A 23,987-nucleotide genomic window follows, 5' to 3' on the forward strand; every position below is an offset into this window, starting at 1 on the left:
CCAATGAATTTCAGCTTTGTCCCTTTGTTTCTGGTTACCCTGATTTTTTTAGGCGTTGTCAGCAACAACAACTCGATTACGATTTCGGCGGCCGTCTTATTGTTGATGCAGCAAACCGCTTTGTCACAATACATTCCCTTCGTGGAAAAACACGGCTTGCAAGTGGGCATCATTATACTGACCATCGGCGTATTGAGTCCGCTGGTTTCTGGCAAAATACAGATTCCGCCGCTGTCCGAGTTTCTCAATTTCAAAATGATTGCCGCCGTCCTTATCGGCATCTTCGTCGCTTGGCTTGCCGGACGCGGCGTTCCATTGATGAGCGAACAGCCTGTTTTGGTAACCGGATTATTAATCGGCACAGTCATCGGTGTTGCCTTTGTCGGCGGTATTCCGGTCGGCCCTCTGATTGCCGCCGGCTTATTGTCTTTTGTTGCCGGAAAGGTTTAAAATCCCCTCCTTTAACGCCTCGCCATAGTTCAACGGATAGAACGTATGCCTCCTAAGCGTAAAATACAGGTTCGATTCCTGTTGGCGAGGCCATAGTTTCAATAAAAGCCTTTCATACTTTGAAAGGCTTTTTTGTTATCAATAAATAAAGGCCGTCTGAAACTTTTCAGACGGCCTTTTCATTTTGCCAAACCATTAACCCGGACGACCATCCGAACGCGGACGGATCAGCCAAGGAATATATTTCCATGCATACAACAGCAGAGATACGGCAAACAAGGCGGCGGAGCAACGGATACTGTGTATGTATGCCGTACCGCTCACAAAGGTAGCCAAAACACGGATAACCGTTGCGGCAATCATCAGCCAAAAGGCGACAGGAACCACTTTAGGCGGCGGATAAATAGAGTTGCCGGTATGGCCAAGCGCAGTTCGTGCCATCATGCCCAAAGTCAGCACGCCGATACCGCCAACGCCGATAAGGTGTACGCCCAAATTCAGGAAACTTGAAATCCAATAAGAAATACCGACAGCAATCAAGCCCAAGCCTGTAAACAGATAGCCGGCAAACAAAATCCAAAGCATAGGCTCTTTCAGTACGGCTTTATACCACCAGCGGTACACCTGCACGGTAAAAATCACACCGGCAGCAAAAGAGAACAAAGCAGCCAATTCCGGCAATATGTTATGAGCCATCATCATGGCAGCCAGCATAGGCAGCCAAAGCGATGCGTGCGCTACCCATTGAGGGCTGGGAATTTGCGGTACGTTCAAACGTTTGGACGTAAAGAACGAGATAATCCGCATACCGATCAAACCGATAAAACCGGCCACCATAATCAAACCGGATTGCAGACCGGTCATTAGCGCAATGGCATCAAACGGCTGCATTTTCATATGGAACGCGAAATGGGTACCGCCCAAAACAAAAATAGCAAATACGGCAACATAGTTGCGCTTGTTTTGAGAACGGATTACCGGCAAAGCCATACACACCGCGCCATACCAGAAAAAGATCGTACCGAATATACCGCTTGCCGTAGCACCCCAGCCGGGAATAAACGCACACAAACGCGCAAGCAGCCAAAATGCAGTCAAACCTGCCAACGCTTTACCACGTGTAGGCGGCTGGCCAGTCCAAGTTGCCACCGCGGTCAGCAAGAATGCAATGACAACCAATCCGGCGTAGCCCCAAATCATTTCATGGGCATGCCAATACAAACCCGGCAATTCAGGCGTACCCTGATAGCCGAAGCCCCAAAGCAATATAGACAATGCGCCATACAAAGCCGCCAACGAATAAAACGGGCGGAAGGCCATTGCCCATACAGGATGTTTGAACAAATCGTTCATAGTGGTTCCTTCAATTTTTATATCATTATAAAACAGCAACAGAGGCCGTCTGAAACTTTTCAGACGGCCATTGATTCCCTTCCCTATTACACATTCTCAGGCAAAGGCAAAAAAGGTTCAATCGCAGGAAAAAGCTCGCGTTCCTCAAAACGCGCATGATCGCGCAAAGTCACCGCAAAATCCTTATTCCATGATTCATTCATATATTCAGGATGAGCCATCATCGCACGCAGCTTGGCATGATCACCTTCAAAACGCTGCCTCAACGCCGGATCAACCTTATCCCAATACGGCGCAAACATAGTTTCCTCTTCCAAAAAATGTGGCTCAAGCTCCGCAAAATGAGGATCCAGCTCCGCTTGATGGCTTTGCTCTGGCGTACGCAGGAGACGGACGCACAACGACAGCGAGCCATGATGCTCACGGGAAAGTTCTATTAATGCAGGGTGGCGTTTCAAGGGTTTCATAAGTTCGTTATAATGGCAACAGTCTATCAAACTGGATTAATTCAAATGTTTCAGATATTATGAAACCCAACCCCACATAAAGTCAAACGGCCCCTCTCCAAGTACTACGCTTTTGACATATAATAAAAATATCTAAAGAGCCAGCCATGTATCTGACCCAACATACCGATTACGGATTGCGCGTATTGGTTTATACCGCCATCAATGATGACACCCTTGTCAATATCAGCACCATTGCCGAGACTTACAATATTTCCAAAAGCCATTTGATGAAAGTGGTTACCTCATTAGTCAAAGGCGGATTTCTGGTCAGCGTGCGCGGCAAAGGTGGCGGTTTGCGCTTGGCGGATGTTCCAGAAAAAATCAACATCGGCGCAGTCGTCCGCCATCTTGAGCCGATGCAGGTTGTCGAATGCATGGGCGATAACAACGAATGCCTCATTACCCCATCCTGCCGACTGACCGGCATCATTACCGGCGCCATCAAAGCCTTCTTCAACCATTTAGATCAATACTCCCTGCAAGATCTTTTGGACAAACCAACCTACGACATACTCTATACCCCGCGTATCCCGATCAACGAAATACGCAGAATGGTTGATTAAGTCTTCAGGCCGTCTGAAAAACAGTCCGGCTATATCAAAATAATCATCAGCCTCTCAATATAGAGGGTGGTATTACTCGGAAAAATAAAAAATGCCGTCTGAAATTAAGATTTTCAAACAGCATTGTTAATTTTAAAATAATAGAAAGATATCGACCAGAGCAAGCAAAAAGTAACTGCTCGCCATTTACTTATTTCCTAATTAAAAAGTACGCCAAGTATCTTCCCAATCAACGTAACGGTCTTTTTCCAATACAAAATTGGGAACGTTATATACCAATCCCGGCTCAGGCGGCTGATAATCAAAATCAAATTTACCCTCAACAACTATAAAGATGTCAATGTGATAAGCCCATTTCGGCCTAAAAAAGCATTACCTAAATATGCTTTAACCTTTTGTATCCATTTTATAGGTTGATTTTTATGCTGTTGTTCACATTATATTCCAACCCTTCACAAACCAATAAATACAAAAATGCCCGAAGCCAAAAGCCTCGGGCATTTTTAATATTTGGTGGGTCCGGTGGGTTTCGAACCCACGACCAAGGGATTATGAGTCCCCTGCTCTAACCCCTGAGCTACAGACCCGTCAAGAGTAGATGCGGATTATAGCATAACTTGTTGCTTGTTCAAGATGCCGGGCAAATGTTTCAGACGGCCTGTTGGTTTTCTATTCGGGCATTATGCCGATACGCCCAATGCTTCCCAAACTTTCAAAGCGTCCGATGTTGCTTTGACATCGTGAACACGGATGATTTTCGCGCCTCTAGCCACTGTGGCCAAAGCGGCTGCGACGCTGCCGTGTACGCGTTTGGCGGCATCTTGTTCGCCTGTCAGTTCGCCAATCATACGTTTGCGCGATACGCCGATCAGAAGGGGAAATCCGGTTGCGTCCATCAACTCAGGCAAATGTTTTATCAGGGTGATGTTGTGTTGCAGGTTTTTGCCGAAACCGAAGCCGGGGTCTAGCGTAATGCGTTCAGGGGCAATGCCTGCTTGAACGCATTCTGTCGCGCGTGCTTTTAAATAACGCGCGACTTCTTCGACGACATCTTGATATTGCGGATTCAGCTGCATGGTTTTGGGCAAACCCTGCATGTGCATGAGACACACGCCCGTCTTCGGCTGTTGCGCCAGCAATGCGACTGCACCTTCATCACTCAATGCGGCAACATCGTTGATAATATCGACGCCGCCTTGCGCCAAGGCTTTTTCCATGATCACCGTACGGCGCGTATCCAAGCTGACGGGAACATTCCACTTGCCCACTTCCGCCAAAACCGGCTGCACCCTGGCCCATTCTTCTTCGAGAGAAACATCATCCGAACCCGGACGGGTAGATTCGCCGCCGATATCAAGAATATCCGCACCGTCTTTCAGCAGCTGCTCGGCATGTGCCAATGCTATTTGGACATTTTGCGAATAGGTGCCGCCATCGGAAAATGAATCGGGGGTCAGATTGACGATGCCCATGATTTTTGGTTTGTCTAAGGCAATTTCAAATCGGCCTGCCTGCCAAATGTGCGTGTTCATAATGCTTCCATTGATGAAATAATAGGATAGAGGCCGTCTGAAACTTTTCAGACGGCCTTTAGGTTTTGACTTTAAAACAGTAAATTACATTCCGCCGTAATTCGGTCCGCTCGCGCCTTCGGGACAAATCCAAGTGATGTTTTGCGTCGGGTCTTTGATGTCGCACGTTTTGCAGTGAACGCAGTTGGCGGCGTTGATTTGTAGACGCGGAGTGCCGTTTTCTTCGACAATTTCATATACGCCGGCCGGACAATAGCGGGTTTCAGGCGAGGCGTATTCTTTGTAGTTTACTTCTATCATGACCTGCGGATTTTTCAGCACCAAATGGTCGGGCTGGTTTTCTTCGTGCGCAAGGTTGGCAAGAAAAACGCTGCTCAAACGGTCGAAGGTCAATACGCCATCAGGCTTCGGATAGTCAATCGGCTTGCATTCGGCTGCTTTTTTGAGCTGCTCGTTGTCTTTGCCGTGATGTTTCAAAGTCCAAGGGGCTTTGCCTCTGAAAATCATCTGGTCGATACCGGTATAGACGGAGCCGAGGTAAACGCCCCATTTGAATGACGGACGGACATTGCGTGCGGCATAAAGCTCTTGATACAGCCAGCTTTGTTCAAAGCGTTGCTGATAATCGGTAGCCTCTTTACCGCTGTCGAAGCTTTCCACTTCTTCGAGGTTTTCCAACAAAGGAAATACGGCTTCTGCGGCAAGCATGGCGGATTTCATGGCCGTATGGATGCCTTTGATGCGCGGCATATTCAGGAAACCTGCGGCATCGCCGACCAAAACGCCGCCTTTAAACGAGAGTTTCGGTAGGCTTTGCAAACCGCCTTCAATCAGCGAACGCGCACCATAAGCGATACGGCGGCCGCCTTCAAAGGTTTTGCGGATTTCAGGATGGGTTTTGAAACGTTGGAACTCTTCAAACGGCGACAAATAAGGGTTTTGATAATCCAAACCGACCACAAAGCCTACAGCGACTTTATTTTCGTCAAAGTGATAAATAAACGAGCCGCCGTAGGTTTTGCTGTCCAACGGCCAGCCTGCGCTGTGCATGACCAAACCGGGCTGATGTTTTTCAGACGGCACTTCCCAAATTTCTTTAATGCCCAGGCCGTAAGTTTGCGGTTCGCTGTTTTGGTCGAGCTTGAATTGTTCAATGACTTGCTTGGAAAGCGAGCCGCGACAGCCTTCGGCAAATATGGTTTGCTGCGCCCAAAGCTCCATGCCTAGCTGGAATGAATCGGTCGGTTTGCCGTCTTTACCCACGCCCATATTGCCGGTCGCAATGCCTTTGACCGAACCGTCTTCGTGATAAAGCACTTCGGCAGCGGCAAAGCCCGGATAAATTTCCACGCCTAAATTTTCCGCCTGCTCTGCCAACCAGCGGACAACTTCGCCCAAGCTGGCAATGTAGTTCGCATGGTTGTCGAAATTAGGGGTAATCGGCAGGTTGAACGCTTTTTTCTTGGTCAGGAACACAACCCTGTCTTTCGTCACTGTGCGTGTCAGCGGCGCGCCTTTTTCTTTCCAATCAGGAATCAGCTCATTCAAAGAAATCGGATCGATGATAGCACCGGCAAGCGAGTGGGCACCGGCCTCCGAACCTTTCTCCACCACACAAACGCTGATTTCGCGTCCATTCTTTTCGGCAAGCTGCTTGAGTTTGATGGCGGCGGACAAACCCGACGGGCCTGCGCCGACAATCACGACATCGTATTGCATACTGTCGCGTTCGATGGTTTCTGTCATGGCGGTTCCTGTATTGTCATTATTGAATTTAATCCGCTAATTATACAGCCTGGACATATAGTTACCAAATACAACAAAAGGCCGTCTGAAACTTTACTCAAATTTCAGACGGCCTTTACTGTGTTCAAAAGATTATTGCGCTTTGGTTTCCGTTACAAAACCGATTTTACTGATACCGGCTTCGCGTGCCGCTTGCAGGGCTTGGTTGACGTAATCGTATTCAACCGCTTTATCCGCCGCAATCGCCACAATCACATCTTCGTTTTTCGCTTTGGCCTCTTTCAGCTTGGCGGTTACCGTTGCCAAATCCACTTTGGCATCCGAATCACCGCCAACGACATAAGCACCATTGGCATCAATGCTCAAACGCAAAGGATCTTTAGGCTGCTGCTTGTCCTCTTTTGCCGCTTTTTCCGAAGCAGTCGGCAACTCCAAAGGAATCGAGTGGGTCAGTACCGGCATGGTAATCATAAATACAATCAGCAACACCAGCATCACGTCCACCAAAGGTGTAACGTTGATATCCGACATCGGCGCATCATCGCCGGAATTCATTGATCCGAAAGCCATGGTTTAATCCTTTTGGTTCAGAAGGCGGACATGCAGGTCATGTGCAAATGCATCCATATCTTGCGCGATGGTTTTTGTACCGCGATTGAGGAAGTTGTACGCCAATACGGCCGGAATCGCCACAAACAGGCCGACAGCAGTCGATACCAAAGCTTCGCCAATCGGACCGGCTACCGCAGCAATGCTCATTTGGCCGCTTTCGCTGATGCCGATCAGGGCATGGTAAATACCCCAAACCGTACCCAACAGGCCGATAAACGGAGCGGTTGCACCGATAGAGGCCAAAGCGGTCATACCGTAGTCAAACTGACGCATGGTTTGGGTCAAACTGTTACGGATGTGAACGACCAAGTATTCATTCAAAGGCAATTCGTCAATCAGCGATTTGCTTGTCGTTTGACGGTAGTTTTGGTATGCGCGCAGAGATTCATCTGCAACACGGCTCATCGGTGCTTCTACCGCTTTGGCTTTTTGTACAGCATCAGCCAGCGTAAACGCATTCAGCATCAACTCTTTTACCTGTGCATTGCCTTTTTTCGCTTTGCGGTATTTGATGCAGCGAATCACAATGACGCTCCAAGTCACCACACTCATCAACAACATCAGGACAAATACACCAATCAGTACCACATCACCTGATTTGAAAACTAAACTTAAATCCATAATTTTTCCAAGTTAAAAATAAAATTAAAATTTCTATCGGGTCATTTAAAATTATTTCCCAACAGCATATATTTTCCAATCAATCAGCTTAGGCCTAGATACTTATTCGAGCGTGAATTTGACAGGTACTTTAAATTCAGTCCAAACGCTTGCATTACAGCTACCATCTTTAACGGCTTTACGCGCTGCATTATCCAGACGACTATAACCACTTGATTTATTCACACTAATTGAATCCACTTTACCGCCGGGACCAACCAAGACTTTCAAAACAACCAAGCCTTCTTCACCATTTTCAGTGGATAGTGAAGGGTACGGAGGTCTTGGAATATGGCAGGTTCCTTTTGCAGGATTGCCTTTACTGCTGCCGGCACCTGTACCGCTGCCACCACCTCCGCCACCGGTACCGGAACCATGTTCGCCTTTCGCACCACCGCTGCCGGATCCGCTGCCTTCACCACGGCCGCTGCCTGTACCTTTCGTACCGCCGCCGTTGCCTTTTCCTTCTCCGCCCAAGGCTTTGCCTTCGCCGTTGCCTTTACCGTTTTCAGCAGTATTCGGCCCGGTTTTGCTGCCTGAGTATTCAGATGCTTTGGGAGATGGTTTAGGTTCTGCCTTCGGCTCTGGTTTTGGTTCAGGTTTTGGCTCGGGCTTCGGCTCTGGTTTAGGTTCCGGCTTAGGCTCGGGCTTAGGTTTCTCGATAGGTTTCGGTTTTTCCTTTTGCTGTACGATATCCGCTTTTTCCTTTTTCGTTACCACAGGTTTGATAACAGGTTTGGGCGGCTCGACAGGTTTAGGTTTGGGCTTCGGCTTGGGTTTTGGTTGTTCGGGGGTAGGCTCGGGGGCGGCAGGTGCGCCTTCGCCTTCAGGGCTACCGTCGCCACCGCCGAAATCGCCCAAATCGACAAATTCAATATTCGCCATTTCGACAGGAGGCGGTTTGTGCGCGTGCCATAAAAGTGCAACCAAACCGACGTGAATCAACGCAACGGAAGTCACGACGGCTGGAGTTAAAATTCGTTTTTTATCCATAATTCCGTTATGTTAATAGCAACAATTCCCGTTTGCAAGTCGTTTTACAGTCAAAATAAGCATTAATGCTTATATAGAAAGTTTATAGACCTGCTGTTTTAAAGGCTGCATATCATAATATGATATTAGCTCTCATTACTAATATTATCAAACAAGCGGTCATCTGAAAAGATAAACGGTATTGCAAAAACCATCGCCTCTTACAATCTTTATGCCATCCGCACATCAGACTAATATTGAAACCTCATCAGACCGATAAAAATTCAAATGGTTTCAAATCATCTGTATTTTTTATCCATAAAACATCAGGCCGTCTGAAAACATTCTTTCAGACGGCCTGACTCAAACCAAATTATTTTTTCCGTTTCGCCCTTGGGTGCGCTTCATCATAAACGCGCGCCAAATGGTCGAAATCCAGCTTTGTATAAACTTGCGTAGCAGAAAGATTGCTGTGTCCCAACAATTCCTGCACAGCGCGGATATCGCCCGATGCCTGCAAAAGATGGGTTGCATAGCTGTGGCGCATCATGTGCGGCGAGATATGGCTGGCACTGCCCACGCGCACTGCCCACGCCTGCAGGCGTTTTTGGATTTGACGTTGCCCCAGCCTGCCGCCGTTTTTATTGGTAAACAAGGCCTGTTCGCCCTCTTTGGCAATACGCACCGCCAAATAATCGCGCAATGCCGCAATGCTTTTAGCCACCAAAGGCACTTGCCGCTGCTTGCCGCCTTTACCCCTCACACTGACCCAGCCTTCGTCCAAGACGATACCGTCCAGATTCAAACCTTGTATCTCGCTCAGGCGCAAACCGCTGCCATACATCAATTCAAACATGGCCTTATCGCGTACATCCAACTCGTCATCAACCGGTGCATGGTCAAGGATATGGTTTAAAGGTTCTTGCGGCAGCGCTTTAGGCAGGCGTTCGGGCAGGCGCGGCGCTTTCATATTAAATGTCGGGTCGCTTTCCATGACTTCTATCTGCACCAGCCAACTGCAATACTGCCGCCACACCGACAATTTCCGCGCCAAGCTGCTTTCGCTCAAGCCCTTTTGCGACAGCTTTTTCAATACCGCCACAAAATCGCGGCGCGTCGGCAGGCCATTTTCAAGATTATCGGGCAACAGGCGCATCAATTCACTCAAATCGCGCCGATAAGCGGAAACGGTATGCTCCGACTTACCTTGTTGCAGCAAGGTTTTCAGATAGCGTTCAAAATGGAGCGCAAAATGGTTTGATTCCGCCATTTCAGACGGCCTCCAACGCCGTTTTCAATGCCGAAGGCAAACGGCAAACTCGTTGCTTGCCATAATCGAAACACACCATGCCTGTCTGCACTTTCGCCAGCACAAGGCCGTCTGAAATCCTGCGGATACGGTACAACAAAGAAAAGCCCACACCGGCTACACCCGCCGCCCCCATTTCCACCGATAGCTCATCACCATGATGACCTTGCGCCAAATACTGCACCGCCGCATCCGCCATAATCAGGCCTGCCCCTCCGGCATCCATTTCGCTCCAACCCAGCGTCGCCAGCCAACGCATCCGCACTTCATGGCACAAACGCAACACCGCATCGTTCGCCAGATGGCCGCCATAGTTCACATCGCCCACCTGCACCGTCAAGGCCGTCTGAAACAAAGGCTTATCACATGCGGTCACCGAAATCCTATCCATTTTGCACACCCGTTTTCAATACTACGCCATTATAAACCGAGACCCTGTTCGTTAATATATAAAAACAATGTAACAGCTTGTAGTCTTTCATTTCAAAAAACATTATAATTTATCGGATAAATTTACCCTTCACTACCTCAGGAGCTCCTCATGGCACTCGTATCCATGCGCCAATTATTGGACCATGCAGCCGAAAACAGCTACGGTCTGCCCGCATTCAACGTTAACAACCTCGAACAGATGCGCGCCATCATGGAGGCGGCCGACCAAGTCAACGCCCCCGTTATCGTTCAAGCATCCGCAGGCGCACGCAAATACGCAGGTGCCCCATTCCTGCGCCATCTGATTTTGGCAGCAGTCGAAGAATTCCCGCACATCCCTGTCGTAATGCACCAAGACCACGGCGCATCTCCTGACGTGTGCCAACGCTCCATCCAACTGGGCTTCTCCTCCGTAATGATGGACGGCTCGCTGATGGAAGACGGCAAAACCCCTTCTTCTTACGAATACAACGTCAACGCCACCCGTACCGTCGTTAACTTCTCCCATGCTTGCGGCGTGTCCGTTGAAGGCGAAATCGGCGTATTGGGCAACCTGGAAACCGGCGAAGCCGGCGAGGAAGACGGCATCGGCGCAGTGGGCAAACTTTCCCACGACCAAATGCTGACCAGCGTTGAAGATGCCGTACGTTTCGTTAAAGATACCGGCGTTGACGCATTGGCTATTGCCGTCGGCACCAGCCACGGCGCATACAAATTTACCCGTCCGCCCACAGGCGATGTATTGCGTATCGACCGCATCAAAGAAATCCACCAAGCCCTGCCGAACACCCACATCGTGATGCACGGCTCCAGCTCCGTTCCGCAAGAATGGCTGAAAGTCATCAACGAACACGGCGGCAAAATCGGTGAAACCTACGGCGTACCGGTTGAAGAAATCGTCGAAGGCATCAAACACGGTGTGCGCAAAGTCAACATCGACACCGACTTGCGTCTCGCCTCTACCGGTGCCATCCGCCGCTTCATGGCAGAAAACCCATCCGAATTCGACCCGCGCAAATACTTGAGCAAAACCGTCGAAGCCATGAAACAAATCTGTCTTGACCGCTACCTCGCATTCGGTTGCGAAGGCCAAGCCGGCAAAATCAAACCGATTTCTTTGGAAAAAATGGCAACCAAATACGCCAAAGGCGAATTGAACCAAATCGTTAAATAATCCGTATCTCGGATTCACACTAAGGCCGTCTGAAAACTTGGCAATAAGGTTTCAGACGGCCTTAGTTTTTGGGAAATTTATAGTAAAATCTTCTACCGACCACACATCAAAACACATCAAAACAAATATGAAACTCGCCGTTATTTTGCCGACCTATTGTGCCGAAGCTTATTTGCCCGAATGCTTGGATTCGGTATTGAATCAAACATTCCGCAACTTTTTCGTCATCGCCATCAACGATGCTTCAACAGATAAAACCGGCGAAATCCTCGAAGCTTACGCAGCTAAAGATTCACGTTTGCAGGTTTTCCATCTTCCGGAAAACAGGGGGCGAACCGTTTGCCTGCCAATTTGCCATGGATATGCTCAAAGACGTAGAGGTCGAATATGTGGCACGAATGGATGCGGACGATATTTGCGCCTTGGATCGTTTTGAAAAACAGATTCAGTTTTTAGACAGCCATCCCGAAATCGATATTGTCGGCAGCCAAGCCACCATCTTTTTCAACGACCAAACCGGAAGAGAACCCATTTTAAGCGACCTCCCCCTGCTCGACAAAGACATTAAAGCCCTTCTCTCCTTTGCCGCCCAAAACATGTTCAACCCCACCACCATGTGGCGGCACGACAGCATTAAAAACCTTGAGATAAACTACACCGCGACAGAAACCGCGCCCGATTTCCATATGTGGGTGCAATGCGCCCTACATGGCAAAACCTTTGCCAACCTGCCCGAGTCTTTGTTGTCTTATAGGATACACACAGCTCAAGAAAGCAAAAAAAAAGACAAAATCAACCGATCCGTCCAATACACCATGGAATTGTGGTTCAGCCACCTTTTCCCTGAATTAAACCCAGTAGAAGTCACCCTCTTAAGCCGAATCTTGCATGAAAAGCAACTGCGTTTAACCACTGAAGAGCTGAAAACCATTTTTGCCGCTTATGACAGAATAAGCAAAGACCGCAGCATTTCATTGTTTGGCGAAGACCGCAATACGTTGTTTGGCATGATAGACAAGTTCTTCAATTTCTTAAAAAGCCGGTTGAAATTCACTTAAATCATAAAAGGCCGTCTGAAACCAAGGTTTCAGACGGCCTTTATCTATTTCAATTTCAATCTAAATCAGAACAAGCCGTGAATCACGCCTTCTGCGTCCACATCAATTTTCTCGGCAGCCGGAACTTTCGGCAGACCCGGCATCTTCATCATATTGCCGCACAACGCAACAATGAAGCCCGCACCGGAAGAAACGGTAATGCCGCGCACGGTAATGCGGAAGCCTTCTGGGCAGCCCAAGAGTTTGGCGTTGTCGCTCAAAGAATATTGGGTTTTCGCCATGCAGACCGGCATTTTGTCCAAGCCCAGTTTTTCCAGTGAAGCGATTTCGGCAGACGCTTCCGCGCTGAAATCGACATCTTCCGCGCCGTATACTTTTTGGGCAATCGCACGGATTTTGTCTTTAATGCTCAATTCAACATCATAGGCAAAGCCAAAGTTATTCGGTTGATTTTCGATGGCGTTGACGACTTTATGCGCCAAGTCTGCACCACCCGCGCCACCTTTGCCCCAGACTTCGGTCAAAGAAACTTCGACGCCGTGTTCCGCGCAGGCTTTTTCAATCATGGCCAACTCGGTATCGGAGTCGGACACGAAGCGGTTGATGGCAACCACCACAGGCAGGCCGAATACGTTTTTCAGGTTGGAAATGTGTTTCAGCAGATTAGGCAGGCCTTTTGCCAAAGCGTCGAGGTTTTCTTCGCCGAGGTTGGCACGCTCCACGCCACCGTTGTATTTCAAAGCGCGGACGGTGGCGACGACGACGGCTGCGTCGGGTTTCAAGCCGGCAAGGCGGCATTTGATGTCGCAGAATTTTTCCGCGCCCAAATCCGCGCCGAAGCCTGCTTCGGTTACGGCATAATCGGCAAGGTGTTTCGCCAAACGGGTGGCCGTTACAGAGTTACAGCCGTGGGCGATGTTGGCGAACGGGCCACCGTGTACAAAGGCCGGAGTGCCTTCAATGGTTTGCACCAAGTTAGGCTTAATCGCATCTTTGAGCAATGCCGCCATCGCGCCATTCGCTTTCAAGTCTTTGGCATAAACAGGGCTGCCATCTTTGGCATAGGCAACAAGGATGTTGCCCAAACGCTCTTTCAAATCGCTGATGTCTTTGGCAAGACAGAATACCGCCATCACTTCGGAAGCAACGGTAATGTCAAAGCCGTCAGGGCGCATCACGCCGTCAACAGGTTTGCCCATACCATCGATGATGTTGCGCAACTGACGATCGTTCATATCGACCACGCGACGCCACAGCACACGTTTCGGATCGATGTTCAACTCATTGCCTTGGTAGATATGGTTGTCGAGCATGGCGGCAAGCAAGTTATTCGCCGCACCGATGGCGTGGAAGTCGCCGGTAAAGTGCAGATTGATGTCTTCCATCGGCAAAACTTGGGCATAGCCGCCGCCCGCCGCGCCGCCTTTAACGCCGAACACCGGACCCAAAGAAGGCTCGCGCAGAGCGATAACCGAGTCTTTGCCGATATGGCGCAATGCGTCCGCCAAACCGATGGTTACAGTGGTTTTACCCTCACCCGCAGGAGTCGGATTAATGGCGGTAACCAAAATCAGACGGCCTTGTTTTTGCGGCAGCTTGAATGCTTCGGCAGGATTGATTTTGGCTTTGTAATGACCATAGGGCTCAATGTTGTCAACGTTCAAACCCAGCTTGGCGGCAATTTCATCAATCGGGCGCATGGTGGAAGACTGGGCAATTTCAGCATCGGTTTTGAAGCTCATGATTTTCCTTTATTGAGAGAGGGAAAGGCCGTCTGAAACAATACAATTAAAGACAGCTGGAAGAAAAAGAATATTAGTTCTATTATAGCGTTTTCCAAAGACAAACCGCAGTGAAAATTTCGATATTTCATCAACAAGCGGATTCATATTGTCAACAATTTAAAACAAAGGAATAAAACATGAGCAGCAACGCATGGCTGTTTTGGGCATTGGCATCGGCAGGCTTCGCCTCATTGACCGCCATTTTCGCCAAAATGGGTTTACAGGGCATAGATTCGGATTTCGCCACCTTTATCCGCACCTTGGTCATCCTCGCCGCTTTGGTATTGTTTTTAACCTACACCGGCAAATGGCAGGGCGTGAACGGCTTTACCGGCCGTAACTGGACATTCCTCATCCTATCCGGCCTCGCCACCGGCGCTTCTTGGCTCTCCTACTTCAAAGCCCTGCAACTGGGCAACGCCTCGCAAGTCGCACCCGTCGACAAATTCAGCCTGGTCTTAGTCGCCCTGATGGCCGTCGTTTTCTTAGACGAACGGCCAAGCACGCAGGAGTGGATAGGTTTAGGCTTGGTAACCGCAGGCGTATTGACTTTGGCTTTGAAACGATAAAGATTGGGAAATCAAAAAAGGCCGTCTGAAAAATTTCAGACGGCCTTCGCTTCAAACAATCAGCTCAATATTAATTTGAACCGACTTTGATTTTCTGCCACAAGTTGACAGACAGTTTTTTTGCATCTGCGCTCATTTGAGGCATGACGAAACCGTCTTTCATGTCTTGCTCGTTCGGGAAAATAGAACGTGTATTTACCAGCTCGGCAGGCATTTTTTCGCGTGCAGGTTTGCTGGCCGGCGCGAAGGTTACGGCGATACCGTTTTTCGCAGCCACTTCGGGATCCAGCGTGTAGTTGATGTACTTGTGGGCATTGACGACGTTTTTCGCATCGGCCGGAATCAGCCAAGATTCGATCCAGAAGCCCATGCCTTTCGGAGTCAACACTTCGATGCCGACATTGTTTTTCACTTCTTCAGAACGCGCTTTGGCCAAGTTCAAGTCGCCGCCGTTACCTGCCGCCAAGCAGATGTCGCCGCGCGCCAATTCGTCAATGATGGAAGGGCTGAAACGTTTCACGTCAGGACGGATGGTTTTCAAAACTTCCGCCGCCGCTTTCAAATCTTCAGGATTCGAGCCTTTAGGATCTTTACCCAAGTAGTTCAACAAGATTGGGAACATTTCGCTAGGGGTATCCCACAAAGCGATGCCGCAAGATTTTAGCTTGTTGGTGTATTCAGGTTTGAACAGCAAATCCCAGCCGTTTTCAGGCAGCTTGCCGCCCAAAAGCTCTTTACCCTTCGCCGTAATCGCCAAAGTGTTCACGCCGGAGAAGTAAGGCACGGCGTATTGATTGCCCGGGTCGGCGGTTTCCAACATCTTCAGCAATTCAGGGTCGATGTTTTTATAGTTCGGAATCAGATCCTTATTGATTTTTTGGTATGCGCCTGCCTCAATTTGGCGCGGCAGGAAGGCAATACCGGGCACAACCAAGTCATAGCCGGATTTGCCGGTCAGCATTTTGGCTTCCAGCGTTTCGTTGTTTTCATACAAATCGTAAGTCAGCTTCAAATTGTTGGCTTTTTTGAAGTCTTCGACTGTACTTTCGTCAACGTAGTTTGACCAGTTGTAAATATTCAAAGTATCGGTAGCGGCTGCCTCGGCATTGGCAGCAGGCGCGCTGCCTGCTTGAGGTTGCTCGGCTTTTTTCTCGCCACCGCCGCACGCGGCCAGAGACAATGCGGCCAATACGGCTAATACAGATTTTTTCATACGGGTAGATTCCTGATGAAAGAGTGGTTAATGTCAATAAATAAGAAACCCTGCACCCCATAAACACCCCGGCGCAGAGTTAGGCTATTGTAATGGAAACGTAAGCAAACGAAAAGCAATATCCATCTGATTTTTATTGAAATAAGGCAAAGCAACATCATCTTTTTCCCAAAAGCGTTGCACCGGCTGTCGTTTTTGGGCAAAATACGGCTGATTTGCGCGCGTTTATAGAGAAAAAGCTTGCACACAAGGAAATCTGTCTTTAAAATTGCGCGTTTACAGAATTTATTTTTCAGGAGATATTCAATATGGCAAACAGCGCACAAGCCCGCAAACGTGCCCGCCAGTCGGTTAAACAACGCGCCCACAACGCCAGCCTGCGTACTGCATTCCGTACCGCTGTGAAAAAAGTGTTGAAAGCAGTTGAAGCCGGCGACAAAGCTGCTGCTCAAGCAGTTTACCAAGAATCCGTTAAAGTCATCGACCGTATCGCTGACAAAGGCGTATTCCACAAAAACAAAGCAGCCCGTCATAAAAGCCGTCTGTCTGCTAAAGTAAAAGCTTTGGCTTAATACTGACGCAGATGCCGGAAATCCTGACAATCAAAGCAGGATAATCGAGCTGATACGATGCCCCTGAGGTCTTGCCTTTCAGGGGCATTGCCGTATTCACACTTCAAACCGACTAAATAAAACCATTTACCCTTTCATCAGGCCGTCTGAAAAACAACGGAAACTCTTATGAACAAGATGTTGAAACATTCCCTAAGTATCGGATTCATTGCCGCCGCCCCACTGGCCGCCGCCGATACTGCCGCCCTACACTGCACCACCATTCAAGACAACGCCACCCGTTTGGCGTGTTACGACAACATCTACTCGGCGCAACTCCCCCCTCAATCCCCACTGCCGCAAGCGCAAACCGAAACCGCCAAAACACCGGTTGACCTCGAACAAAGCGTCCGCAAGAGCATTGAGAAAAAAGAAGCGGCCATCGTATTCGACAACCCTATCCATCCGAATATTTCAGACGAAGTATTAAGCGAAACTGCCGACAGCTACGCGCCTTTAAGCCTGATGTACGATTTGGATAAAAACGACACACGCGGCCTGTTGAGCGTACGCGAGCATAATCCTATGTACCTCATGCCCGTTTGGTACAACAGCAGCCCCAACTACTACCCGGAATCCCCCAGTCGCGGCGTAACCACACAGGAAAAATTCAGCGAGCAGAAACGCCTCGAAACCAAAATGCAGGTTTCCTTCAAAAGCAAGATTGCCGAAGATTTATTCAAAACCCGTGCCGACGTATGGTTTGGCTATACCCAAAAATCCGACTGGCAAATCTTCAACCAAGGCCGCAAATCCGCTCCGTTCCGCAACACCGACTACGAGCCTGAAATCTTCATTACCCAACCTGTTAAAGCAGACCTGCCTTTCGGCGGCAAACTGCGCATGGTTGGCGCAGGTTTTGTTCACCAGTCCAACGGTCAAAGCCGCCCCGAATCCCGCTCATGGAACCGCGTTTACGCCATGTCTGGCATGGAATGGGGCAAGCTGACCGTTATTCCTAGAGTTTGGATGCGCGCCTTCGACCAAAAAGGAGATGACGACGACAATCCGGACATCAACAAATACATGGGCTACGGCGACTTGAAAGTCCAATACCGCCTCAATGACAAACAAAATGTTTATTCCGTCCTGCGTTACAACCCGAAAAGCGGACGCGGTGCCGTTGAAGCTGCTTATACCTTCCCAATTAAAGGCAAACTCAAAGGCGTTGTCCGCGGTTTCCACGGCTACGGCGAAAGCCTGATTGACTACAACCACAAACAAAACGGCATCGGCTTCGGCCTGATGTTCAACGACTGGGACGGTATCTAATTCCTCCATATTGTTTCAGACGGCCTGTGCAATCAAGGCGGCCGTCTGAAACAACAAAACAAGCCATTCGTTTAAAATACTCGTTTCCTAGCGTCCAAACGCGTATAATGCAAAGTTTGGGCAAAACTTGCCGGAATGAAACAAAGATGACAGAAGCCGCAGCCGAAAGCGGAAAAATCGCCAAGGCTTTAAAGAAATACCTGATTACAGGCGTACTGGTTTGGTTGCCGATTGCCGTAACCATCTGGGCGATGACCTACATCATATCCGCCGCCGACAGGCTGATCAGCCTATTGCCGGAAAGCTGGCAGCCCCAGCATTTCTGGGGATTCAACATACCCGGTTTGGGCATTGTTGCCGCCACCATCGTCTTGTTCGTTACCGGCGTATTTGCCGCCAACGTTTTAGGCAGACGGATTCTCGGCGCGTGGGACAGCCTTTTGGGACGCATTCCCGTCGTCAAATCCATCTACTCCAGCGTTAAAAAAGTTTCCGAATCCCTGCTCTCCGACAGCAGCCGCTCGTTCAAAACCCCCGTACTGGTTCCCTTTCCGCAACCGGGCATTTGGACGATAGCCTTTGTTTCCGGCCATATCCCCGACAAACTCAAAGGCAGCCTGCCGCAAGATGACGACTATATTTCCGTTTACGTCCCAACCACGCCCAACCCGACCGGCGGCTATTACATCATGGTTAAAAAAAGCGACGTTCGCGAGCTGGACATGAGTGTGGATCAGGCATTGAAATATGTAATTTCGCTGGGCATGGTGATGCCGGACGACTTACCGGTTAAAGCCCTACCCGCCCAAAAACCGTCTGAAGACGGTGATACCAAACATAACAATTAAGGTCTTCTTTTTTCAGACGGCCTTTCCTTCTTTTTCAAATTGAACAATATAAAAAGGTGATTTTATGCGTACCAACTATTGCGGCCTTATCAGCGAGCAATACTTAGACCAAACCGTTACCGTCAAAGGCTGGGTACACCGCCGACGCGACCACGGTGGTGTGATTTTTATCGACCTGCGCGACCGCGAAGGCATCGTCCAAGTCGTGATTGACCCCGACACGCCCGGAGCGTTTGCCACTGCCGATTCCGCCCGCAACGAATACGTTTTGAGCATTACCGGCCGCGTGCGCAACCGTCCCGAAGGCACGACCAACGACAAAATGATTTCCGGCAAAATCGAAATCCTTGCCAAAGAAATCGAAGTGTTGAACGCCGCCGCTACGCCTCCGTTCCAAATCGACGATGAAAACATCAGCGAAAACGTTCGCCTGACCAACCGCGTTATCGACCTGCGCCGTCCGGTGATGCAGCGCAACCTGCGCCTGCGTTATCAAGTCGCTATGGGTGTTCGCCGTTATCTGGATGCGCAAGGCTTCATCGACATCGAAACCCCGATGCTGACCCGCTCCACGCCTGAAGGCGCGCGCGACTATCTCGTGCCGAGCCGCGTTCATCCGGGCGAGTTTTTCGCTCTGCCGCAATCGCCGCAATTGTTCAAACAACTGTTGATGGTGGCAGGTTTCGACCGTTACTACCAAATCACCAAGTGCTTCCGCGACGAAGACCTGCGTGCCGACCGCCAGCCCGAATTCACCCAAATCGACTTGGAAACCTCGTTCTTGAACGAGGATGAAATCATGGACATCACCGAAGGCATGGCAAAACAAGTCTTCCAAGACGCGCTGGGCGTGGACTTGGGCGATTTCCCGCGTATGCCTTACTCCGAAGCCATGTTCTACTACGGCTCCGACAAACCCGATATGCGCATCAACCTGAAATTCACCGAGCTGACCGACCTGATGAAAACGGAAGAATTCAAAGTCTTCCGTGGCGCAGCCGACATGAAAGGCGGCCGCGTGGTTGCCCTGCGCGTACCTAACGGCGCGAAATTCAGCCGCAAAGAAATCGACGAATACACCAAATTTGTCGGCATCTACGGCGCGAAAGGTTTGGCGTACATCAAAGTGAACGATGTCAGCAACCTTTCCAACGGCGAAGACAGCGGCCTGCAATCTCCAATCGTGAAATTCCTGTCTGAAAACGCCCTGAAAGAAATCATTGAGCGTACTGGCGCGCAAAACGGCGACATCATCTTCTTCGGCGCAGACAAAACCAAAGTCGTGAACGAAGCCATCGGCGCTTTGCGTATCAAAGTCGGTTTGGAACACGGCGCGGAAAACGGCTACTTCGTGGACGAATGGAAACCTTTGTGGGTTGTCGATTTCCCGATGTTCGAATACGACGAAGACGCCGACCGCTACGTTGCCGTACACCATCCGTTTACCGCGCCTAAAGAAGGTCACGAAGACCTGATGGTTTCCGACCCTGCAAACTGTTTGGCCCGTGCCTACGACATGGTATTGAACGGCTGGGAAATCGGCGGCGGCTCTATCCGTATCCACCGCGCAGACGTACAAGAGAAAGTATTTGCCGCGCTGAAAATCAGCCCCGAAGAGCAACAGGAAAAATTCGGCTTCCTCTTGGACAACCTGAAATTCGGCGCGCCTCCGCACGGCGGTTTGGCATTCGGCCTTGACCGTCTGGTGACACTGATGACCGGCGCCGAATCCATCCGCGACGTGATTGCCTTCCCGAAAACCCAACGCGCCCAATGTCTGCTGACCAACGCGCCAAATGCGGTGGACGACAAACAGCTGCGCGAATTGAGCCTGCGCCTGCGTCAGAAAGCAGTTGAAACAAAAGAAGCATAATTTACCGGCTTAACCTTTAAAATATCAAGGCCGTCTGAAAAATTTGAAATTTCTTTCAAATTTTTCAGACGGCCTTTCTACATTTTGGTCGTTTATATATATAATCAACCGCAAACTGTTTTATTTTAAACGTTTACTTTAATGACGTTAGAGTGTGAAAATTAACCGTTTATAATAAAAACAAACAAATAGGCTTCGCAAGCAATATCATAGCTGTTATACAATAAAGGAACCTGACTATGTTTCTAATACTAACGGGGCTGATACTGACTTTTTTTGTTTCTTTGTTTATTATTACTTCAATTATTCATAAAAAACAGTTTGCCTACAACACACACCAAGACTATAACTATCCCTCCCTCCCCTCTACCGCGCATGCTACCCTCAAGGGTGGCAGCCTGACTTTGCCCGCCACTATCAGCGGGCAAGATACCGTTATTGCCAAACTCCGTATCAAATCCACTTGGGCAGGATTGCTGGTATTGCCTTTTGTTGAAACCATTTCATCTAAGGGAAAATGGAAGCAATATTTCGAATACGGCGCAAAAGGCGTGCGCTATATCAATCTGAGTGATACCTTCTCTGACAACGACAAAACCATCCGCTTGGAAGGCAAATACCTATCCTTGCCCGATCAAGAAATCGAACTCTCTGTTTATCCGCGTGAAAACCTCAACGGCAAAAAAATCCTTGTCCTCGCGCCTCATGCTGACGATGCCGAATTAAGCGCATACGGTTTGTACGAAAAACACGCCGCCAATTCAATGATCTGCACTTTAACTGCCAGCGAAGGCGGCAGCTTCCACTATGGTAATCTTTACGGCAAATGCGACTGCGACACTCAGGCCCAATATCTGCAAAAAGGCCGGATGCGTGTTTGGAACAGCCTGACCGTCCCCCTTTTGGCCGGCGTGCCGTCTGAAAACATCCTGCAACTGGGCTACTTCGACAGCACATTGACCGCCATGCGCCAAAATCCGGAAAAAGAGATTAAATCGACCAAAATCGATACGGCCGACGTCGATATTTTCCGCCGTGCCAATACCTCCCCATTGGCGAAACACCTCAAGCCCGGCTCGACTTGGACCAGCTTGGTGGACAACCTCGGCTATCTGATAGAAACGTTCCAGCCGGATATTATCGTGACGCCGTCCCCCAATATCGATGCGCATCCCGACCACCAACATACTGCGCTGGCCGCCATCGAAGCCCTGCGCAAAATCGATTACCGCCGCGGCAATCTGTTTTTGCACACCATACATTATCTGAGCGACGACTTCCCTATCGGCAAAGTAGGGTCTTCCCTCAGCCTGCCGCCGCCCTCCGAGCAACCGTTCTACTTCCAAAGCATCTATTCCCATCCTTTGGACAAAGAGGAACAAAACCGCAAACTGCTCGCCCTTGATGCCATGAACGACATCCGCCCCAATTCAGACGGCTATATGCGTTGGAGCACCATGATATTCAAAGGCCTAAACAAACTGCGGCACCACGCCCTCCATCTCGACAAAGACTTGGTCAACCGCTTTGTCCGCAGCAACGAATTCTTCTATACCGTCCCCATCAGCGACTTGTACCAAGAAGAGACGCTGAAACAAATCACCTATCAGGGCAAAGCCCAATAAACCACAAAGGCCGTCTGAAAAAATGTTTCAGACGGCCTTTATCACACCAAATCAAAACAATAAAATCACTGCATTACAAACGAAAAATACCAAGCCCAAATCCAAACGCGACAACCCAAGTTATAATAAAACCCTTCCCATACGCCCCACATCATCATGCCGATTTACTTCATCGCCGATTTGCACCTGAGCGACTCCCATCCTCAGCTGACCGCACTCTTCCAAAAATTTATCCAAGAAAAAGCCGTTCACGCCCAAGCCGTATACATTCTTGGCGACCTTTTCGATTTTTGGATCGGCGATGACGAAAACAGCCCTTTGGTTCAAACCATCAAACAAACCATCCGCAGCCTGACCGAGCGCGGCATTGCCTGCTATTTTATCCATGGCAACCGCGACTTCCTTATCGGCAAAGCCTTCACCCGCGATACCGGCATGACCTTACTGCCCGAGTACGCCGTTATCGACCTGTTCGGCACACCCACCCTGCTCTGTCACGGCGACACCCTCTGCATCGACGACCATTCTTATCAAAAATTCCGCCGTACCGTCCATCAAAAATGGCTGCAACGCCTGTTCCTGCTCCTGCCGCTCACGCTCCGACTGAACATCGCCACCAAAATCCGCAAGCAAAGCAAACAGGACAAACAACACAAAACCGCCGACATCATGGACGTCAATCCAGCCTTTACCCACGAAACCGTCCAACGCTTCCACACGCCCCTGCTCATCCACGGTCATACCCACCGCGAAAACATTCATCGCAACGCCGATTACACCCGCATTGTACTCGGCGACTGGCGCGATAATTACGCCTCCATTCTCGAAGTTGATGCCGAAGGCTACCGTTTTATCGCCTTATAAAACATCAGGCCGTCTGAAAACCGGTTTCTCGATTGTTCAGACGGCCTGACTGACAAACACCCTCAAACGGTTTACGCAAACCAACCGCGTATCCGCTCCAAACCACCAAAGCGCACACACGCATCCGCATTCGCTTCGGTTTTCGGTTTCGCCCGATAAGCAATGCCGAATCCAGCTTCCAATATCATCGGAATATCGTTCGCACCATCACCCATCGCCACCACCTGCCACGAAGCCAAACCCAGACGCTCACGGTATTCACGCAACAAATCCGTCTTAGCCTGCGCATCGATAATCCGCCCTTTCAGACGGCCTGTCAGCTTGCCGTTTTCCACTTCCAACACATTCGCAAAATGGAAATCCAAGCCCAAGCGTTGTTGCAGACGTTCCGTAAAAAACGTAAATCCGCCCGACACCAGCATAAACTTCACATCATTCCGTTTGCACTCTTCCAACAAAAATTCCGCGCCCGGCGATAGCTGTAACACATTCTCGTACACCTCTTCCAACACGCGCTCGTCCAAACCGGCTAGCAAAGCCACACGCTTACGCAAAGACTGCTCAAAGTCCAGCTCGCCGCGCATCGACTGCTCCGTAATCTCTGCCACCTGATCTTTCAGCCCGACACCGGCCGCAATCTCATCCACGCACTCAATCGTAATCAGCGTCGAATCCATATCGCTGACAATCAGTCCCAAATCAGCAAAAGCCACATCCGGCAACACCGCACCATCTATCTGCTGCGCAATCAACGCCGCACGCATATCGTCCGTCAATTCAAAATCATCATCAACCGGCACACGCAACACCGACTTCCCTGATGGCGCAGACACCAAACTGCCAAATGCCGACCAGTCGCAAGCGCCCAAATCCCCATGTTGCAACACCAAAACTTTCTTCATCTCATTCTCCTCATACCCTAAGACCTTTACAAACATATCGGGTACACATTCAGCCT

24 protein-coding genes and 2 tRNA genes are annotated in these 23,987 nt (G+C 49.5%); 13 read left to right on the forward strand and 13 right to left on the reverse strand.

Going from position 1 to position 23,987, the window contains the following annotated elements; genetic code table 11:
* Positions 1-3: 3 nt before the first annotated feature.
* Together FAH66_RS06925 and FAH66_RS06930 are read left to right on the forward strand one after the other, a co-directional pair.
* Positions 4-450 carry a DUF441 domain-containing protein gene (locus FAH66_RS06925; RefSeq protein WP_063076159.1) on the forward strand — a complete coding sequence of 149 codons (447 nt, stop codon included), beginning with the start codon at positions 4-6 and terminating at the stop codon, positions 448-450.
* Positions 451-468: 18 nt separating this feature from the next.
* Positions 469-543 (forward strand) — tRNA-Arg (locus FAH66_RS06930).
* Between the two features lie 102 nt (positions 544-645).
* Here FAH66_RS06930 and FAH66_RS06935 read toward each other — a convergent pair.
* Both FAH66_RS06935 and FAH66_RS06940 read right to left on the reverse strand, forming a co-directional pair.
* Positions 646-1,803, reverse strand: coding sequence for an NnrS family protein (locus tag FAH66_RS06935; protein WP_137041133.1), 1,158 nt, complete (start codon positions 1,801-1,803; stop codon positions 646-648).
* Between the two features lie 86 nt (positions 1,804-1,889).
* Entirely contained in the window at positions 1,890-2,270 is a 381-nt protein-coding gene (locus FAH66_RS06940; RefSeq protein WP_137041134.1) for a hemerythrin domain-containing protein, read from the reverse strand.
* A gap of 146 nt (positions 2,271-2,416) precedes the next feature.
* Here FAH66_RS06940 and FAH66_RS06945 point away from each other — a divergent pair, with 146 nt between their 5' ends.
* Positions 2,417-2,875, forward strand: coding sequence for an RrF2 family transcriptional regulator (locus tag FAH66_RS06945; protein WP_049328858.1), 459 nt, complete (start codon positions 2,417-2,419; stop codon positions 2,873-2,875).
* A 511-nt stretch (positions 2,876-3,386) separates the two neighbouring features.
* On the opposite strand, the gene FAH66_RS06950 is transcribed toward FAH66_RS06945, so the two are convergent.
* The 8 genes from FAH66_RS06950 to FAH66_RS06985 all read right to left on the reverse strand — a co-directional run bounded on the left by FAH66_RS06950 (position 3,387) and on the right by FAH66_RS06985 (position 10,097).
* A tRNA-Ile gene (locus FAH66_RS06950) sits at positions 3,387-3,462 on the reverse strand.
* 93 nt (positions 3,463-3,555) lie between these two features.
* Positions 3,556-4,407, reverse strand: coding sequence for a dihydropteroate synthase (gene folP, locus FAH66_RS06955; protein ID WP_137041135.1), 852 nt, complete (start codon positions 4,405-4,407; stop codon positions 3,556-3,558).
* Between the two features lie 84 nt (positions 4,408-4,491).
* Entirely contained in the window at positions 4,492-6,153 is a 1,662-nt protein-coding gene (locus FAH66_RS06960) for an electron transfer flavoprotein-ubiquinone oxidoreductase (protein ID WP_137041136.1), read from the reverse strand.
* Between the two features lie 132 nt (positions 6,154-6,285).
* Complete coding sequence (locus tag FAH66_RS06965) at positions 6,286-6,723, reverse strand: ExbD/TolR family protein (RefSeq protein ID WP_049351128.1); 438 nt, start codon at positions 6,721-6,723, stop codon at positions 6,286-6,288.
* 3 nt (positions 6,724-6,726) lie between these two features.
* On the reverse strand, positions 6,727-7,386 hold the full coding sequence (locus FAH66_RS06970) for a MotA/TolQ/ExbB proton channel family protein (RefSeq protein ID WP_003686817.1): 660 nt from the start codon (positions 7,384-7,386) through the stop codon (positions 6,727-6,729).
* A 102-nt stretch (positions 7,387-7,488) separates the two neighbouring features.
* Positions 7,489-8,418: an energy transducer TonB gene (locus FAH66_RS06975; RefSeq protein ID WP_137041137.1), complete on the reverse strand. Its 930-nt coding sequence runs from the start codon at positions 8,416-8,418 to the stop codon at positions 7,489-7,491.
* Positions 8,419-8,770: 352 nt separating this feature from the next.
* Positions 8,771-9,667 carry a tyrosine recombinase XerC gene (locus tag FAH66_RS06980; protein WP_137041138.1) on the reverse strand — a complete coding sequence of 299 codons (897 nt, stop codon included), beginning with the start codon at positions 9,665-9,667 and terminating at the stop codon, positions 8,771-8,773.
* 1 nt (position 9,668) lies between these two features.
* A complete protein-coding gene (locus FAH66_RS06985; RefSeq protein ID WP_137041139.1) occupies positions 9,669-10,097 on the reverse strand; it encodes an acyl-CoA thioesterase in 429 nt (142 codons plus the stop codon).
* A 150-nt stretch (positions 10,098-10,247) separates the two neighbouring features.
* Here FAH66_RS06985 and fba point away from each other — a divergent pair, with 150 nt between their 5' ends.
* From fba to FAH66_RS06995, 3 genes are all read left to right on the forward strand, one after another.
* Positions 10,248-11,312: a class II fructose-bisphosphate aldolase gene (gene fba, locus FAH66_RS06990; protein ID WP_137041140.1), complete on the forward strand. Its 1,065-nt coding sequence runs from the start codon at positions 10,248-10,250 to the stop codon at positions 11,310-11,312.
* A gap of 127 nt (positions 11,313-11,439) precedes the next feature.
* Entirely contained in the window at positions 11,440-11,748 is a 309-nt protein-coding gene (locus tag FAH66_RS11070; RefSeq protein WP_244284893.1) for a glycosyltransferase family 2 protein, read from the forward strand.
* Positions 11,669-12,370, forward strand: coding sequence for a glycosyltransferase (locus FAH66_RS06995; RefSeq protein WP_244284895.1), 702 nt, complete (start codon positions 11,669-11,671; stop codon positions 12,368-12,370). The genes FAH66_RS11070 and FAH66_RS06995 overlap by 80 nt, the downstream gene beginning before the upstream one ends.
* A 65-nt stretch (positions 12,371-12,435) precedes the next feature.
* On the opposite strand, the gene FAH66_RS07000 is transcribed toward FAH66_RS06995, so the two are convergent.
* Entirely contained in the window at positions 12,436-14,112 is a 1,677-nt protein-coding gene (locus FAH66_RS07000) for a formate--tetrahydrofolate ligase (protein ID WP_137041141.1), read from the reverse strand.
* A 179-nt stretch (positions 14,113-14,291) separates the two neighbouring features.
* Between FAH66_RS07000 and FAH66_RS07010 the strand changes: the two genes are divergently transcribed.
* Complete coding sequence (locus FAH66_RS07010) at positions 14,292-14,723, forward strand: EamA family transporter (protein ID WP_137041142.1); 432 nt, start codon at positions 14,292-14,294, stop codon at positions 14,721-14,723.
* Positions 14,724-14,793: 70 nt separating this feature from the next.
* Here FAH66_RS07010 and FAH66_RS07015 read toward each other — a convergent pair whose 3' ends face one another.
* On the reverse strand, positions 14,794-15,936 hold the full coding sequence (locus FAH66_RS07015; RefSeq protein ID WP_137041143.1) for an extracellular solute-binding protein: 1,143 nt from the start codon (positions 15,934-15,936) through the stop codon (positions 14,794-14,796).
* A gap of 308 nt (positions 15,937-16,244) precedes the next feature.
* Between FAH66_RS07015 and rpsT the strand changes: the two genes are divergently transcribed.
* From rpsT to lpxH, 6 genes are all read left to right on the forward strand, one after another.
* A complete protein-coding gene (rpsT, locus tag FAH66_RS07020) occupies positions 16,245-16,508 on the forward strand; it encodes a 30S ribosomal protein S20 (RefSeq protein WP_002212556.1) in 264 nt (87 codons plus the stop codon).
* A 168-nt stretch (positions 16,509-16,676) separates the two neighbouring features.
* Positions 16,677-17,819, forward strand: coding sequence for a phospholipase A (locus FAH66_RS07025; RefSeq protein WP_137041144.1), 1,143 nt, complete (start codon positions 16,677-16,679; stop codon positions 17,817-17,819).
* A 146-nt stretch (positions 17,820-17,965) separates the two neighbouring features.
* A complete protein-coding gene (locus FAH66_RS07030) occupies positions 17,966-18,667 on the forward strand; it encodes a DUF502 domain-containing protein (RefSeq protein ID WP_137041145.1) in 702 nt (233 codons plus the stop codon).
* Between the two features lie 64 nt (positions 18,668-18,731).
* Positions 18,732-20,540 (forward strand): aspartate--tRNA ligase, encoded by a 1,809-nt coding sequence (gene aspS, locus FAH66_RS07035; RefSeq protein WP_137041146.1) that lies wholly within the window; start codon positions 18,732-18,734, stop codon positions 20,538-20,540.
* A 239-nt stretch (positions 20,541-20,779) separates the two neighbouring features.
* Positions 20,780-22,165, forward strand: coding sequence for a PIG-L deacetylase family protein (locus tag FAH66_RS07040; RefSeq protein WP_137041147.1), 1,386 nt, complete (start codon positions 20,780-20,782; stop codon positions 22,163-22,165).
* A 153-nt stretch (positions 22,166-22,318) separates the two neighbouring features.
* Positions 22,319-23,029 carry a UDP-2,3-diacylglucosamine diphosphatase gene (gene lpxH / locus FAH66_RS07045; RefSeq protein ID WP_425271372.1) on the forward strand — a complete coding sequence of 237 codons (711 nt, stop codon included), beginning with the start codon at positions 22,319-22,321 and terminating at the stop codon, positions 23,027-23,029.
* 71 nt (positions 23,030-23,100) lie between these two features.
* Here lpxH and serB read toward each other — a convergent pair whose 3' ends face one another.
* Positions 23,101-23,931: a phosphoserine phosphatase SerB gene (serB, locus tag FAH66_RS07050; RefSeq protein ID WP_244284897.1), complete on the reverse strand. Its 831-nt coding sequence runs from the start codon at positions 23,929-23,931 to the stop codon at positions 23,101-23,103.
* Between the last annotated feature and the right edge of the window lie 56 nt (positions 23,932-23,987).

Origin of the sequence: Neisseria subflava (genome assembly GCF_005221305.1) — a bacterium.
GTDB lineage: Bacteria > Pseudomonadota > Gammaproteobacteria > Burkholderiales > Neisseriaceae > Neisseria > Neisseria subflava.

Bases quoted from the DNA above. Each gene is read 5' to 3' on its own strand.
- FAH66_RS06925 (WP_063076159.1), top strand. From the start codon at position 4: ATGAATTTCAGCTTTGTCCCTTTGTTTCTGGTTACCCTGATTTTTTTA.
- FAH66_RS06935 (WP_137041133.1), bottom strand. From the start codon at position 1,803: ATGAACGATTTGTTCAAACATCCTGTATGGGCAATGGCCTTCCGCCCG.
- FAH66_RS06940 (WP_137041134.1), bottom strand. From the start codon at position 2,270: ATGAAACCCTTGAAACGCCACCCTGCATTAATAGAACTTTCCCGTGAG.
- FAH66_RS06945 (WP_049328858.1), top strand. From the start codon at position 2,417: ATGTATCTGACCCAACATACCGATTACGGATTGCGCGTATTGGTTTAT.
- folP (WP_137041135.1), bottom strand. From the start codon at position 4,407: ATGAACACGCACATTTGGCAGGCAGGCCGATTTGAAATTGCCTTAGAC.
- FAH66_RS06960 (WP_137041136.1), bottom strand. From the start codon at position 6,153: ATGACAGAAACCATCGAACGCGACAGTATGCAATACGATGTCGTGATT.
- FAH66_RS06965 (WP_049351128.1), bottom strand. From the start codon at position 6,723: ATGGCTTTCGGATCAATGAATTCCGGCGATGATGCGCCGATGTCGGAT.
- FAH66_RS06970 (WP_003686817.1), bottom strand. From the start codon at position 7,386: ATGGATTTAAGTTTAGTTTTCAAATCAGGTGATGTGGTACTGATTGGT.
- FAH66_RS06975 (WP_137041137.1), bottom strand. From the start codon at position 8,418: ATGGATAAAAAACGAATTTTAACTCCAGCCGTCGTGACTTCCGTTGCG.
- FAH66_RS06980 (WP_137041138.1), bottom strand. From the start codon at position 9,667: ATGGCGGAATCAAACCATTTTGCGCTCCATTTTGAACGCTATCTGAAA.
- FAH66_RS06985 (WP_137041139.1), bottom strand. From the start codon at position 10,097: ATGGATAGGATTTCGGTGACCGCATGTGATAAGCCTTTGTTTCAGACG.
- fba (WP_137041140.1), top strand. From the start codon at position 10,248: ATGGCACTCGTATCCATGCGCCAATTATTGGACCATGCAGCCGAAAAC.
- FAH66_RS11070 (WP_244284893.1), top strand. From the start codon at position 11,440: ATGAAACTCGCCGTTATTTTGCCGACCTATTGTGCCGAAGCTTATTTG.
- FAH66_RS06995 (WP_244284895.1), top strand. From the start codon at position 11,669: ATGGATATGCTCAAAGACGTAGAGGTCGAATATGTGGCACGAATGGAT.
- FAH66_RS07000 (WP_137041141.1), bottom strand. From the start codon at position 14,112: ATGAGCTTCAAAACCGATGCTGAAATTGCCCAGTCTTCCACCATGCGC.
- FAH66_RS07010 (WP_137041142.1), top strand. From the start codon at position 14,292: ATGAGCAGCAACGCATGGCTGTTTTGGGCATTGGCATCGGCAGGCTTC.
- FAH66_RS07015 (WP_137041143.1), bottom strand. From the start codon at position 15,936: ATGAAAAAATCTGTATTAGCCGTATTGGCCGCATTGTCTCTGGCCGCG.
- rpsT (WP_002212556.1), top strand. From the start codon at position 16,245: ATGGCAAACAGCGCACAAGCCCGCAAACGTGCCCGCCAGTCGGTTAAA.
- FAH66_RS07025 (WP_137041144.1), top strand. From the start codon at position 16,677: ATGAACAAGATGTTGAAACATTCCCTAAGTATCGGATTCATTGCCGCC.
- FAH66_RS07030 (WP_137041145.1), top strand. From the start codon at position 17,966: ATGACAGAAGCCGCAGCCGAAAGCGGAAAAATCGCCAAGGCTTTAAAG.
- aspS (WP_137041146.1), top strand. From the start codon at position 18,732: ATGCGTACCAACTATTGCGGCCTTATCAGCGAGCAATACTTAGACCAA.
- FAH66_RS07040 (WP_137041147.1), top strand. From the start codon at position 20,780: ATGTTTCTAATACTAACGGGGCTGATACTGACTTTTTTTGTTTCTTTG.
- serB (WP_244284897.1), bottom strand. From the start codon at position 23,931: ATGAAGAAAGTTTTGGTGTTGCAACATGGGGATTTGGGCGCTTGCGAC.